This window comes from Acinetobacter sp. YH12236 (assembly GCF_013417645.1).
GTDB lineage: Bacteria > Pseudomonadota > Gammaproteobacteria > Pseudomonadales > Moraxellaceae > Acinetobacter.
Genome location: NZ_VPDM01000008.1, coordinates 64,728 through 78,899, shown reverse-complemented (window position 1 = coordinate 78,899; position 14,172 = coordinate 64,728). Strand labels below are relative to the sequence as shown.

16 protein-coding genes are annotated in these 14,172 nt (G+C 43.9%); 8 read left to right on the top strand and 8 right to left on the bottom strand.

Annotated elements, in window-relative coordinates:
• The first annotated feature begins 202 nt into the window (after window positions 1-202).
• Window positions 203-490, top strand: a complete 288-nt coding sequence (locus tag FTV14_RS05440) for a DUF2798 domain-containing protein (protein WP_125278848.1) — start codon at window positions 203-205, stop codon at window positions 488-490.
• An 86-nt stretch (window positions 491-576) separates the two neighbouring features.
• Here the strand turns inward: FTV14_RS05440 and FTV14_RS05435 are convergent, their stop codons facing one another.
• From FTV14_RS05435 to FTV14_RS05425, 3 genes are read right to left on the bottom strand one after another with little or no spacing between them, the layout of a single operon-like run.
• Window positions 577-1,878, bottom strand: coding sequence for a DUF445 domain-containing protein (locus FTV14_RS05435; RefSeq protein WP_159124210.1), 1,302 nt, complete (start codon window positions 1,876-1,878; stop codon window positions 577-579).
• A 14-nt stretch (window positions 1,879-1,892) separates the two neighbouring features.
• The gene (locus FTV14_RS05430) at window positions 1,893-2,459 is read right to left on the bottom strand and encodes a hypothetical protein (protein ID WP_159124209.1); all 567 of its coding nucleotides are present in this window, start codon (window positions 2,457-2,459) and stop codon (window positions 1,893-1,895) included.
• A 41-nt stretch (window positions 2,460-2,500) separates the two neighbouring features.
• A complete protein-coding gene (locus FTV14_RS05425) occupies window positions 2,501-3,040 on the bottom strand; it encodes a DUF924 family protein (protein WP_180014864.1) in 540 nt (179 codons plus the stop codon).
• A 211-nt stretch (window positions 3,041-3,251) separates the two neighbouring features.
• Here FTV14_RS05425 and gshA point away from each other — a divergent pair, with 211 nt between their 5' ends.
• Window positions 3,252-4,829, top strand: a complete 1,578-nt coding sequence (gene gshA, locus FTV14_RS05420; protein ID WP_159124207.1) for a glutamate--cysteine ligase — start codon at window positions 3,252-3,254, stop codon at window positions 4,827-4,829.
• 18 nt (window positions 4,830-4,847) lie between these two features.
• Entirely contained in the window at window positions 4,848-5,375 is a 528-nt protein-coding gene (locus FTV14_RS05415; protein ID WP_159124206.1) for a disulfide bond formation protein B, read from the top strand.
• 88 nt (window positions 5,376-5,463) lie between these two features.
• On the opposite strand, the gene FTV14_RS05410 is transcribed toward FTV14_RS05415, so the two are convergent.
• A complete protein-coding gene (locus FTV14_RS05410) occupies window positions 5,464-6,795 on the bottom strand; it encodes an alpha/beta hydrolase (protein WP_166137513.1) in 1,332 nt (443 codons plus the stop codon).
• Between the two features lie 242 nt (window positions 6,796-7,037).
• Between FTV14_RS05410 and FTV14_RS05405 the strand changes: the two genes are divergently transcribed.
• Window positions 7,038-7,631: a YqiA/YcfP family alpha/beta fold hydrolase gene (locus FTV14_RS05405; protein WP_180030972.1), complete on the top strand. Its 594-nt coding sequence runs from the start codon at window positions 7,038-7,040 to the stop codon at window positions 7,629-7,631.
• Window position 7,632: 1 nt separating this feature from the next.
• Window positions 7,633-9,513 (top strand): DNA topoisomerase IV subunit B, encoded by a 1,881-nt coding sequence (gene parE, locus FTV14_RS05400; protein WP_166137506.1) that lies wholly within the window; start codon window positions 7,633-7,635, stop codon window positions 9,511-9,513.
• Between the two features lie 62 nt (window positions 9,514-9,575).
• On the opposite strand, the gene FTV14_RS05395 is transcribed toward parE, so the two are convergent.
• The 4 genes from FTV14_RS05395 to FTV14_RS05380 form a co-directional block, all read right to left on the bottom strand.
• A complete protein-coding gene (locus FTV14_RS05395; protein WP_180030974.1) occupies window positions 9,576-10,304 on the bottom strand; it encodes a hypothetical protein in 729 nt (242 codons plus the stop codon).
• A 119-nt stretch (window positions 10,305-10,423) separates the two neighbouring features.
• Entirely contained in the window at window positions 10,424-10,927 is a 504-nt protein-coding gene (locus FTV14_RS05390) for a GNAT family N-acetyltransferase (protein ID WP_180030976.1), read from the bottom strand.
• Between the two features lie 97 nt (window positions 10,928-11,024).
• On the bottom strand, window positions 11,025-11,759 hold the full coding sequence (locus FTV14_RS05385; RefSeq protein ID WP_180017282.1) for an outer membrane protein OmpK: 735 nt from the start codon (window positions 11,757-11,759) through the stop codon (window positions 11,025-11,027).
• A 192-nt stretch (window positions 11,760-11,951) separates the two neighbouring features.
• Window positions 11,952-12,095 carry a hypothetical protein gene (locus tag FTV14_RS05380; RefSeq protein WP_159124199.1) on the bottom strand — a complete coding sequence of 48 codons (144 nt, stop codon included), beginning with the start codon at window positions 12,093-12,095 and terminating at the stop codon, window positions 11,952-11,954.
• 240 nt (window positions 12,096-12,335) lie between these two features.
• Between FTV14_RS05380 and FTV14_RS05375 the strand changes: the two genes are divergently transcribed.
• The 3 genes from FTV14_RS05375 (at window position 12,336) to FTV14_RS05365 (ending at window position 14,168) form a co-directional block, all read left to right on the top strand.
• Window positions 12,336-12,704, top strand: coding sequence for an HPF/RaiA family ribosome-associated protein (locus FTV14_RS05375; protein ID WP_005232722.1), 369 nt, complete (start codon window positions 12,336-12,338; stop codon window positions 12,702-12,704).
• 129 nt (window positions 12,705-12,833) lie between these two features.
• The gene (locus FTV14_RS05370) at window positions 12,834-13,376 is read left to right on the top strand and encodes an ankyrin repeat domain-containing protein (RefSeq protein ID WP_004781453.1); all 543 of its coding nucleotides are present in this window, start codon (window positions 12,834-12,836) and stop codon (window positions 13,374-13,376) included.
• A gap of 24 nt (window positions 13,377-13,400) precedes the next feature.
• Window positions 13,401-14,168: a transporter gene (locus FTV14_RS05365; protein WP_180030978.1), complete on the top strand. Its 768-nt coding sequence runs from the start codon at window positions 13,401-13,403 to the stop codon at window positions 14,166-14,168.
• Window positions 14,169-14,172: the final 4 nt, after the last annotated feature.

Here is a 14,172-nt window from a genome sequence, read left to right as displayed (position 1 = left end):
ACTCTTTAGGTAAAACCATTTATGGGGAATAAAAAATATACGATTAGTAGTCTATAGTTTCTATCCATCGGTCGGTCATCAATGAAGGATCACATGAGAAAGAGGGGAATAAATAAGTTGCAAATTTTGCTATAAAAAAATGAATCATCCAGCAATCAAAATGGCCTATATTAGCCTGATTGAAACTATAAAAAGAGTCAGCATGGATTCAAAACAGCGTCCGACCATCATCGGCAATATTCCCAAACTTCCAGCCAAATGGGCCTTGGTCATTGTGCCTTTTATCTTGTCCTGCCTGATGAGTGGAATTATTTCCATGATTAACATGCTGCGCAATCTGGGCTGGATTGAGGGCTTTATGGCCCTCTGGTTTCATAACTGGATGATTTCCTGGGCGATTGCTTTTCCGATTGTGGTGACGCTTTTACCTTTTGTACGCAAATTTGCCGGCTTGCTGGTCGATATGTCAGGAAATCAGCCACCCAAATAATTGTTTTCTATCCATGAGAATTAAGAAAGAAGTTCTAGAAGGTAAAAAGCATTCACTAACAGATGGGCTCTCTAACTAAAAATCAATTAAATCAGATGCTCGACTGCAGCACGGATGATCCCAAGGATCAGACCAATACAGGCCCCGACCACGACACCATTGACCCGGATCATATGCAGGTCACCACCGACTTCGTTTTCAATCTTGTCGATCATCTCAGTCGAATCCCATTCATGAATACGTTCACTGATAAAACGGATCACTTTCTCACTGTACTGGTCACTCAAATCGACAGCGATACCACTGAGACGGTTATTCAGCAACTCACGCACTGAAGTATTTGAAATAATATTTTCACCGACTTGCTGAATGGCGACTCGCAGATTCTCCGCAATCCCCGAATCCGACTTTTGCAAATCTGCTTTGATGGCATCGCATAAAATGACCACTGCACCACTGATAAAATTTAGCACTTGCGGACTGTCAAGCAGGGCATCTTTAGTTTCATTCAGTCGCTGGCTGGCCATACTTTCAGAATCTGCCAATTGCTGCATCAATTCTTGAGCTGTTTCTTCAATTTTAAGCCGCCACGGATGGTCGGGATCTGCCAGCATGGCTTCCACCCGCTGAATCACCGAATCGATACTGCGTTGCTGCACATCAATACCGATCCAGCTGGCGCCTTTAGCCAGACGCCAGACGCCCATTTCCTTGAATAAAGTGCGGGTCAGCTCACGGGTTTGTTCTGGATGTGAAGTCATCCAGGCATGTACCACATCTAGGCCGCGTTGCAGCACATCCTGATGGAAATCATTTTCCAAAACAGCGCGCAGCATTTCGCTGGCCAGGGTATTGATCTGGGTGTTTTTGACCCATTGCACACTGTTGCTCTGGATAAACCCGGCGATCTGTTCCTGCCCGACAAATTCAAATACTTTGGGTACGGTCTGCTGAATCACTTGTGTGACTTGAGCATTATTCTGCGGATTGGCCAGCCAGCGGCCAGCAGCCAGACTTAAATCGGTACTGGCCAGACTGCGCTGCACAATTTGCGGGGAAAGGAAATTTTCCTGCACAAAGCGCCCCATAGATTCGGCAATCCGGGCTTTATTGCGTGGAATAATTTCAGTATGGTCACGTAAAAATTTTGGAATCGGTAGCCGGCCAAAAGGATTGCGGAACAGCACGGTAATTGCATACCAGTCCGCCAGACCACCGACTACACCTGCTTCGGCAGAGAGCATCAGAATATGAATCAGCCAGACATATTCAGGCAGCAGTTTGGCAGTAATCATCAGCGCCAGCCAAGCCAGTACTGCGACGACCAGTGCAATAGTCGCAAAACGTTTACTGCGTTGTAAGCTCGGTGACGGCTGCTCTTTCTGCATAAATCATCCTGTTATTAGGGCGTGGCCGGCTGCGGTTGGAGTACTTGGCCGGATGGACTTACTCCATATTTAGCGCCAAGTGATTGTAAAATCAAGCGGGCATCAAAGGCATCTTTCGGCTCCTGACCGGCTTTAAAGCACTCAATGGTATAAGCCACTTGAGCAGGATCTAAAGTGACAGTATAGGGCTGGTCATAGAATGGATCGGGCCAGAATCCCGGATAGCGACGGGAATAACCATAAGGACGATAATAACCGTATGGATAGACGCTAGGCGCCGGATAGACAATCGCCTGACGCGGTGGTTGCTGGGTACGGTTGCTTGGATCGTTCAGTACCCGGAAAAACTGGAAACCGTTCTGAACTGTGGTCTGCGCGGCTTTCAGCAGGGTAATTTCTTCGGCTGTACCGAAACTCATATTAGGTCGCGCCTGAAAACTGATGCGATAAGTGTTGGCATTCAGTGGAGTAGTGCTGTACTGGCCGAGCTGGTCAAAGGTAAGCGGCTTGGACGGTGTCGTTGCACAGCCAGAAAGCAGGGCAGTCGTCGCAAGGGTCAGGGCAATGACGGTTTTTTTCATCTTCGTTCTCCTGATAGGATGATCCAGCGAGTTACAGACCTCTAGAAGCTGCTATCTGGCTGGGTCAGGAAACTCAATTCTTCCTCGGTGGATTCACGGCCCAGAATCTGGTTGCGATGTGGGTAGCGTCCGAAACGGTCAATAATGATTTTATGCTTGATTTCATATTCGAGGTTTTCTGGATTGCCGAGGCGCTGAAATAATTTTAGCGCAAATTCATGGATTAATTGAGACTCGCTATGCATGAAAGGCATATAAAGAAAGGAACGTTGCTCCGGACTCAGCTGTTTGTCCAGATCCTGGCTGATGGCTTCCTGAGCCAGTGCCAAAGCCAGACTGTCCTGAGCAAAAGCACGCGGCGTATCCCGAAAAATATTACGTGAAAACTGGTCCAGAACAAGGATTTCTGCTAACCGGCCGTCAGCATTCTTACGCCATGACCATAGTTCAGCTCTACTCGCCTGTTCCAGAATATCGCCAAATTTTTCCTTCAAACTTTGGTCGAACTGGTCACTTTTGGCAAACCAGTTGGGTTGAGTCTCAGGACTAAACCAGAAGTCTAAAATATCTTGATAATTCATATTGTTTACAATTTATTAGCATTTATTTGTCAATAAAATCACAAATTTCACATGTCTTATAGAGAAACTTTGTGTTAAAAATTTGCCCAACTAAAAATCAATGGTTTGCTTGAAAACTAGGCAGGGCAGCATGTGCTGTCTGGAAATCGCGGTATACTAAGCTAAACCGATGATTCTATTTTAATAGTTACCCCCATTAAGCGAGATTGTAATGAGTCAACCTGAATCGACTGCCCATGATGTATTACCGGAATGGGTAGATTCGTCGCTCATCAAAGGAATGCTGCGCGGTATCGAGCGTGAGAGCTTGCGTATGCAAAGCAATGGTTTCCTGTCGCAGGAACCGCATCCTCATGCCTTAGGTTCAGCTCTGACACATCCGCATATTACGACCGATTATTCTGAAGCCTTGATGGAGTTTATTACTCCACCGAAAGAGAGTATTACTGAAGCTCTCAACTATCTGACCGACATTCATGCCTTTGTACACCGTCATCTGAAAAATGATGAAAAGCTCTGGCCGATGTCTATGCCATGTATGCTCGACAGCAAGGATGAAAATATCCCGCTAGCGCAATATGGCAGCTCCAATATTGGTTTATTTAAAACGCTGTATCGTCATGGTTTAGGCGTGCGTTATGGCCGTCGTATGCAGACCATTTCCGGGGTTCACTATAATCTGTCTTTCCCGGATCATTTCTTTATAGCGCTCCAGGAACAGGAAACTGATGAAGAGCTGCGCGCTTTAAGTCTGCAGGATTATCGCAGCCATCGTTATATGGGGCTGATCCGTAACTTTATTCGTTTAACCCCATTGGTGATTTTTCTGGTTGGCGCCAGTCCAGCCGTTTGCCAGTGTTTTATGACCGGACGCGATCACCATTTATTCCCGCTGGTACGCGGTACTTTATATACGCCTTATTCGACTGCATTACGGATGGGTCGTTTTGGCTATCAGAATTCAGCGCAGAAACAGCTCGGTATTCACTACAATAATCTGCAGGATTATCTGGAAGGTCTGCAAAAAGCGGTCAGAACACCGTACAAACAATTTACCCGTCTGGGGCTGGATGATGCCAATGGTCAGCCAATTCAGATCAATGATCATGTGCTGCAGATTGAAAATGAATACTACAGTCTGGTGCGTCCAAAGCAGGTACCTAAAGAAGGTGAAACTCCATCGCAAGCCTTGCAAAATCGCGGGATCGGCTATGTTGAGCTGCGTGCTGTAGATGTCAATCCGTATAGCGCGATCGGGATCAATGAAGATACTGCCGGCTTCCTGGAAGTAGTGGCACTGTACTGCTTATTGCAAGACAGCCCGGCATTGCTGGATGCCGAACAGGAAATCATTGACCAGAATCAGGCTGAAGTGGTCAATCGTGGCCGCGCCTATAACGCTGCGATTATGGAAAATGGCCAGCGCTATATGATTGAAGACTGGTGTAATTTACATTTGCAACGTATGCAGCCACTGGCTCAATTGCTCGATCAGGCTTATGAAACTGATCTATATAGCAATGCTATGCAAGCCATGCAGATCCGTGTCGATGAAGTTGATGCGACCTTGTCAGCCCTGATTGTCGGAGATATTCGTAGCCACAGCAGCATGTGGCAGTTTGGTCAGCATTTGGCCCATCAGCATAGCAATCTCTATGAATCACATCGATTAAGCAAAGAAACACTTAAATATTTCAATGAATTGTCACAAAAGTCATTGCAGCAACAACAGCAGCTCGAGCAAGATAACACGATCAGTTTTACTGAATATTTAGCCCAATATCGATAATAAATAAGAGGATTAACCATGCAATGGGGTTATCGCTTCGTGAGTGGTGTGTTGTTTTTGGCATCTGTTGCCGGGATGGCATTTGCTTTATATCTTGAGCATGGACAGGGCCTGAACCCTTGCCCATTGTGTGTGTTTCAACGAATCGGATTGATCGGACTAGGGATTATTTCCCTGATTGCCTTGCTGCATAATCCGAAATCCAATGCCATGAAGCGTGGTTATGCTTTCTTAGGCTCGCTGAGTATCTTATGGTCAGTCGGTGTCGCTGCACGGCATGTCTGGCTACAGAACCTGCCCCCAGATCAAGTGCCGAGCTGTGGCCCAGGTCTGGATTACTGGCTGGAAACTTTGCCGATGAAATCGGTATTACAGCAGGTATTAAACGGTTCAGGTGAATGTGCCGCAATTGACTGGACGTTCCTGGGGCAATCTTTACCGGTCTGGTCATTGGTGTTCTTCAGTATTTTATTGCTGATCAGCCTGTGGCAGTTATTTCGCAAATATCAGACTGCGCCCGTCAAACGTCTAAGAGATAAATACTGATTTTCAAAATTGGAATCAAAAAAGCCAGTCTACAGACTGGCTTTTTTTTATCACTCTCTTAGAGGCGAACCAAATTTTTTACCTTCAATCAAGTTAGGGCAATGCCTTCAATACTGTCCAGATCGGTCACGTATTCATGAATTTGCGTATAGGTTTCATCTTCCACACTTGGATAGAACCAGCGCACAATCTGTTCGGCCACCAGTGGATGATACTGAATTTCAAAATGATTCAGTCCATAGAAAATCGCCTTATGTGCGTCGGGTACTTTCAGATCAAAACGCGGATGAGGATGTTCGCCCAAGGCACTTTTGACACTGACCAGATAATCGCCAATCACATTAAGCGTTTTGTTGGTATGGTGTTCAAACTCGATCGTACCTGCCACCAGATAGGCATCAATATGCGCAGGAATCGGGGCTGGTTTACGGTTGTCGTCCATAAAGCCAATCCGTACCGGATTATGTTCCCAGTCATCATCCCGGACGCTGCCATGACGTAAGTCTAGAATTCCGTTACTGCGAATATTCACCACATGTCCCACAATTTTCACTAAAGGAAAATGTCCGAGCTTTTCCTGCAAACTAAAACCAAAACGTTCCAGTACCGCACCATGATGCGGTGAGCCCAGACAGACCAGATTTTCTACCATCGGAATCCAGTCATAGACATTTTGTTTGCCATAGAATAAGGCGCTGCGTGACACCAGACCGCCCATACTGTGTCCGATCAGATCAATACTGGTAATTCCTGGATTACGTTTGACCAGATCCTGCAAGGCATTGGCCAGACTGCGGCCATTGGCTGAAATGCGGCGTCCGGTATTGTAGTTCAGGTACAGCATGGTGTTATGGTCACGCTGTGCCAGTAATTTTTCTCCAATGCCCGGATATTTGCGGGTTGACCAGTCCAGATGGTTCATGCACAGACCATGCACAAATAGGGTAATGCGTCCGGTTAGCTCACCTTGTTGCAGAGAACCATAATGATCGTAAATGAGCATCGGCAGGGCGAGAGGATTCTGATATTTCAGCAGATAATCGCCAATAATCCCGTTCAGGGCACTGACCATAAAATGCATGGTCGGGGTCAGGGGTTTATTATGTAATTTTGGGAACCTTTCAATAATACGACGCAGTCCAGGCGCAATCAGGGTATTGCCATAATGAAAGATCATGTCATAAGACATTTGATACAGACGTACGATATAAGGAATATTCTGGAAAGTTTTGGAATTTTTTTCACTCAGCCCGAATACGCTCATTAAAATTTCACGCTGAATCGATTTAATCAGCTCCTGTACTACATCACTAAAGCGCATGGTGACCAATTGTGCCAGGCCTTCCAGGACATCTGCCTGGCTAAGCGGAGTTCGATCCCATCGACAATAGGTTTCATGCAATGGCGTTAAACTTGGCATTTGATCCTATCCTTTATATGAGCCGTAGACATCTTTCTTTTTTGAGCACTTCGCGGTATAAATTCTTTTTTTCAGTATTCTTGATTCTCAATTTATTCGGAATACTCTTAAAATAGCGAGAATTGCATAACATTAAAGGCTTTTTTGTCAGACAATTTAAGCAATTAAGTGGTTATAAAATGAAGTGTATTTCACACTTTTAAATTAAATTTTGACATTTTGTTTGTTTTTATTGATTGCCGATGAATATCATTTACCTGCATGGGTTCAAGAGTAGTAGCAGCTCAATTAAAGGCCAGTTATTGGAACAATACTGTGCCAAGTACCCAGATATTCAGGTGCATTTACCGGATTTAAACATGCCGCCGATGGCTGCAATTCAGAAGATTGCTAAATTGATCCAGTCGATGGATCAGGTGGCATTGGTCGGCAGTAGTCTCGGGGGATTCTATGCGACATATCTGGTCGCTCAAGCACATGTGCCGGCTGTACTGATCAATCCGGCAATGCGACCATGGCAGCTGTTTCGTGAACTGTTTGATGATGAATTGCCCCTGCAGGTTCATCCGAACTGGTGCCTGAATGACGCAGATCTTGGCCAGCTCGAAGCCATGGCGCTACCAACTGCACAAGATGCAGACAAAATATTAGTGCTGTTACAACAAGGCGATGAAGTTTTGGATTATCGTGCAGCACATCGCTATTATAGTTCAGCTCGTCCACCTGCACTGCTGATGACCGAGGCCAATGGCAGCCATGGCATGGATGATTTTGCGGAGAAAATTCCGCTGCTCTTACAGTTTTTATCCGACTGCATAAAAAAGGAAACCGAATAACGTGTCTCAATATACGGCTCAATCTCTTGAAGTTTTATCTGGTCTAGATCCGGTCCGTCGTCGTCCCGGCATGTATACCGATACCTCTCGTCCAAACCACTTGGCGCAGGAAGTGATTGATAATGCGGTCGATGAGGCACTGGCGGGACATGCCAATAAAGTCACGGTCACGGTGTATAAGGATGGTTCATTATCGGTTGAAGATAATGGCCGTGGTATGCCCGTCGATATTCATCCGGAATATGGTCAGAGCGGGATTGAAATTATCCTGACCAAACTGCATGCCGGTGGTAAGTTCAGTACTGATAACTATCAATTTTCTGGCGGTCTGCACGGGGTGGGGATCTCGGTCGTCAACGCGCTTTCTAGCCGCGTAGAAGTTGAAGTTCAGCGTCACGGCAACCTGTATAAAATGGCCTTTGAAAATGGTGAACCGACTGCACCACTAGAAGTGCTGGAAGGCAAGGCACCGAAACGTGCCACAGGGACAACTGTTCATTTCTGGCCGGAAACCAAATATTTTGATTCTCCAAAATTCGCGCTTAAAGCCTTAAAACATAACTTAAAAGCCAAAGCGGTATTGGCTGCTGGTCTGCAAATTAACTATATCGACCAGATCAATGATGAAAAGATCACCTGGCAGTTTGAAAATGGTCTGGTCGACTATTTGATGGATGAGCTGGAAGACCGTGAAATCATTCCGGCTCCTGCTTTTGTGGCGACAGGTGATGCTGAGCGTGCCAGTGCAGAATTTGCCATCTGCTGGAACGTGGAAGGTGGAGAAAGTATTCAGGAATCCTACGTCAACCTGATTCCAACCGCACAAGGCGGTACTCACGTGAATGGCTTACGTTCAGGTGTGACCGATGCCATGCGTGAGTTCTGTGAGCTGCGTAACCTGTTGCCACGGAATATGAAACTGTCTGCAGAAGATGTCTGGGATGGGGTGAACTATATCCTGTCACTGAAATTCCAGGAGCCACAATTCTCTGGTCAGACCAAGGAACGTTTATCTAGTCGTGAAGCCTCAGGCATTGTGCAGAATATTGCCAAAGATGCGTTTGCGCTATGGTTAAACCAGAATTCAGACATCGCTATGCAACTGGCAGAAATGGCGATTTCTAAAGCGGGTCGCCGTCTGAAAGCGGCCAAAAAAGTTGAACGTAAGAAGATTGTCGCTGGTCCGACTTTACCTGGGAAACTGTCAGATTGTGTGGGACATGATCTGGATCAGTCTGAACTGTTTATTGTGGAAGGGGACTCTGCAGGTGGCTCGGCCAAGCAGGCACGTGACAAGAATTTCCAAGCGATCATGCCGATTCGCGGGAAAATTTTAAATACCTGGGAAGTCTCTTCGGATGAAGTGCTGGCCTCTCAGGAAGTGCATAACATTGCAATCGCGATTGGGGTCGATCCAGGTTCAGATGACCTGTCTGAACTGCGTTATGGCAAGATCTGTATTCTTGCCGATGCCGACTCGGATGGCTTGCATATCGCGACTTTGTTATGTGCGCTGTTTGTAAAACACTTCCCGATTCTGGTCGAAGAAGGACATCTGTTTGTGGCGATGCCACCCCTATTCCGTATCGATGATGCTAAAGATGTGCACTATGCGCTGGATGAAGATGAACTGGAAGGCATCCTGAAAAAATGTAAAACTAAGAATCCGCAGATCACCCGATTCAAAGGTCTAGGTGAAATGAATGCCAGCCAGCTTCGCGAAACAACTTTGGATCCAAATACTCGCCGTCTGGTGCAACTGGATCTGGATGATGTGCACCTGACTTCAGGTTTACTGGATAAACTGTTGGCCAAAAAACGTGCCAGTGACCGTAAAGACTGGCTGGAACAGAAAGGTAATCTGGCGGATATCGTTGTTTAAAATGATTTGCTGCTAATATCTATTAAAAAGCCCGCAATCGCGGGCTTTTTTAACAACTCAATTTAAGACTCAACTTTTAAATAGTGTCCATCTGCATAGACATTATGTCCAAAGCCACAACCTGAACTGCCATTGTCCTGTTTTAAAATCACCTGTTGTCCCTGTTTAGGATCAAAAGCAAAATTGAGATTAATTTTGCAGTCATCTGATCGATAGGTCGTTTGATTTTTATTAACAGGCATTGTGGTTTCAAATTCACCTATATTTGGACCATAAATCATGCTATTTAGTCCCATATAGAGGCCATTAAAATGAATCTGATAAGAATTTTTAATCCGTTTGACTTGAATGGTATTCCAGTGACCGAAGCCAGCATGCCGTATATAAATGCCTGCCAAGTTTTGAGTTTTTTGCGGAGGAGGAAGCTGTTTTAAATTAAATTGACTGCTTTTGGCCTGAGGAAAGACTGAAAACCAGGCCCGTGCCCATTGTGGCTTTCCTGATTTAAAATAGCTTAAGCCAACATTATTAAAAGCAGTGGTAATGGCATTCTCGGAAAAAGATACACCGCTATTTTCACTATGCATTGCACAAAAGGCAGACCAGGAAGCTTGCTGTTGAAATTGTCCTAGCGCATTTTGATACTGTTTCTGATCATAAAATTTTCTTCCCGAGTTGGCATAGCTTTTCACCTTGGCACATTCGGATCGGAGTTCAGTTTCAAAGTCTGAATTGGCGAAACTAAAACTACTCAGGGAGAGAATACTGATAAAGATAAGCCATTTATTCATAATTTTACTCAACTGACATTATTCTGGTTTTAATAGAAAATTTTATCTATCAGTAATTTTTCTAACAGATTATTGATCCAATTAGATTAAGTTTTACATAAAAAATAAAATATTTTGGTTTAATTCAGGTTGAGTTGCATCAATACCAGATCGCGCCATTGTCCAAATTTCTGTCCAACTTCCGGCATATAACCGGTTTGTTTAAAACCTAATTTCTCATGTAAGGCAATTGATGCATGATTTTCATGGTCAATGGCACCGACCATGACATGGATAGCATTTTGCCGCGCATGTTCAATCAGCTTGAGCATCAAAGCTTTACCCAGACCTTGCCCAATAAAGTCTGCATGAATAAAGACAGAATGTTCAACAGTGTGTTTAAAGCCCTGAATGGGTCGAAATATAGAATAATCCGCATAACCTGCAATTTGCCTGGATGCTGAATGCTCAGCTACTAATAAAGGAAATTGCTGAGCATTTAATTCATTCAGCATGTTCTGAAAATCCTGGATCGTTTTTGGCGTGCTATTCCAGGTTGAGGTTCCGTATAAGATTTCAGCATTGTAGATCGGGAGTAGATGTTCCAAATCTTGAATTTGAGTAGGACGAATAACAAAGCTCATAAGCAGATGCCAAAAAAGAAAGAGAATATCTAACCATAACCTGAATTTAGGCAATAAAAAAGCAGAACCGAAGTCCTGCTTTATTCATTCTAAAAACTTAGAAGTGGTATTTAACCAATGCGCTGACATCGTGTTGATCAACGTCAGTACCGAATTTGTTATTCCAAACAGAATGTTCAATACCAAGGTAAAGTTTAGTCTCAGGAGAGATATGCTTACCAACGTTCCATTTATATTGTGAAGTCCAGTTCAATTCGCTTTTGTGATCAGGACCTTCAGCGGTTGACCAGTCCAGGAAAGCATCTGCCAGGAACTCTTCGCCACCAATTTTAAATGGAACTGCATAAGTGATCGTCATTTGATAATCGTCTTTTTGCAGGTCATTGTCAGCTTTGTAGAAGTTAATATTCGCATAGCTAGTATATGGGATATCAAGTGCAAAACCGATCCCGTATAGGTAGTTATTAAAGTCACTCGCACCGCTATTGCCTTCCCAAGTAGTCGCAATAAGCACGTCTTTAATTGGGCCAAGCTCAAGCTTTTGACCAGTGACTGCACCTAAACTTAAACGCGGTGCAACTTCGAAGTAAGTTTCATTACCGAAGTCATTATTGGTACGGTCAGCAAAGGCAAAGATATCACCATATTTTAAACCAGCTGCATATTCAGCAGTAATGGTTGATTGATCAATTTTTTCATTACCAGCTGCAAATGGTGCTTTATAGTTTTCACCATATAAAGCTGACAGACTAAAATCCTGCCAAACTGCTGCCTGAGTGAAAGCTGCTGTTGAAGCCAATGCACAAAGTGCCGCGATTTGTGTAAATTTCATTTAAATATCTCCCCCGAGAAAGCAGCTTAAGGATACAGATTAATAAGTAAAAATAAAGTCAAAATTGATCACTGACAGAAATATTTCATCGTCCTGAGCTGATGATAATTTGAGATATTGGGAGAAGAAGGTTTATAGGATATTTGAAGCGAGTTAAATTTTTATATTTAAATTAATTTTAAGAATTGAGACTCAATTTTGAAGCTGATTAAAGTAATTACATAGATCTTTTATGAACAGGGCAAAGACTGCTTTAATTTTGGGAAGGTCATGTGAATAGTATTTCGATTGTTCCAAATCTGGAAGGTCAATCACGATCCGGTAAGCAGTTGTCACGATCGGTTGTCCTTTTGCTAAAAAAATCAAAATATCACTTGCATATTTTCAAGAGAGGACCGATATTCAAAGTATAGGAACACGGTTCTGCAGACTCAAAAATGTGTTCATCATTCAATCTGGAGGGTTTTATCCAAAGCGATTTGAAGATTTGAAATGCAATATAAAACAGCAAGCTATACACGTGCCAAGATAAAAATTCTGCACTAAAAAGTTAAAATGATTTGAGGATGGTATTTTATGAACATTGAACTCCGTACCGATAAAAACATTCGCAATAGTGATCGTCTAATTACTTACGTTCGTACCGAATTAAATCAGGAATTTCAGCGCCACAGTGAGCGTATTACCCATTTCTCAGTGCATCTTAGCGATGAAAATGCCGCCAAAGGAGGCGATGATGATATTCGCTGCATGATCGAAGCACGTCCTGCCGGCTTGAAGCCAATTGTCGTGAACCATCATGGTCATAATGTTGATACTGCCATTCATGGTGCCATCGACCGTTTAAAACGCAGTCTGGAACATGTGATTGAGAAAAAAGATAACGTACGTAGCACTCCGCTAAAACTTGCGGAAGAAGATACGGGTACAGATCTAGAACAATAAATAATTCGCAGATGAAAAAGGCCCCTACGGGGCTTTTTTCAATTTTAGATAAAATAAACGAATGAGAACAAAACAAATCCCGCTTTATTCGGCATAATAGTGAAAAACGAATTTGAAGTGAGCTCCATCATGTTAACTGCGCAACAACAGCTTTTTGTGCAAGCACTCGAAGAACTCAATCTGGGTCAGGTCAAACAGCTTTTGGCAGATGGACTTAACCCGAATTTTATTGATCTGGAAAAAGGCCCAGTTATTTCCATCTGGTCGGATGGTCTGTTCAAATGGTGGGAAGAAGTGTGCGAAGCTTATGAAGCGGGCAGTCCCTTAACTGCCGAAGAAAAACAGCAACGTCTGGACGTACATTTACAGATTCTGGAAGCGCTGATCCAGGCCAAAGTGAATCTGCATCTCTGGGATGCTGAAGAAGTTTATGGCCCGCTTTGGGATGCGGCCAGTGCAGCCTGTGTACCTGCAGTGCAGCGCCTATTAGAAGAAAAAGTCAATCCGAACAGCAAGGATGAAGAAGGATTAACCATTCTGTCATCGATTAGTGATTTATTCTTTGATTGTGATTTTGATGAAATTAACTGGGCAGAAGCACTGGAAGAAGAAAAACAGACCCTAGAATTATTGCGTAGTCATGGCGCAAAAATGACCAAGGAATTACATTAAATTTTAAGAAAGAGCTCCAGCAAGATGAAGACAACTTTAAGAATATTGGGTTTGATGGCACTGACGGGTGTAAGTGCACAGCTTTGTGCTGCAGTTGAATTTGACCGACCAGGTGAAGGTTTGGGTACCAGTACCGTGCCAGTGGGTCAGTTAGCTTGGGAACAGGGTTTACCGAGTTTCTCTTATAGCGAAGCGACTGTGGATGGAAGCAAGCTGAAACAAACCACTTTAAATGCCGACGTCTTGTTGCGTACCGGTTTGACTGATGATCTGGAATTACGTTTAGGCTGGGCTGGTCCGGCCTGGTCACAAACCAAGTTCAATGGTCAGACTGAAGAGGATGATGGTTTAGGCGATGTTAGTATTGGCCTGAAAAAAGCCATTGATCTGGATGATGAAAAACTCAGTATGGCGCTGATGGCTGAAGCTATTATTGCCACAGGTAATGCTAATTTTAGTAATGAAGAAGATATTTATAGCCTGAGCTCAGCAGTTGCTTATCAATATAATGATTTGGTGAATACTGCACTGACCATGCGTTATGAATGGCAGGATAGCAACTGGGCAATTACTGCGATTCCAGCTTTAGGCTATCAGATTACTGAGCGCTGGTCAGGTTATTCGGAACTGATTTATCGTAAAGCCGAAAGTCAGAATAATGAATATGCACTAGGGACTGGCGTCATGTATGCATTGAATGATCATGTACAACTTGATGCCAGTGTTGGGGTAGATCTGGAAGGTCAGAATAAAGGTTACTTCTCAGGCTTGGGCGTATCATTCCTATTCTAAGCTG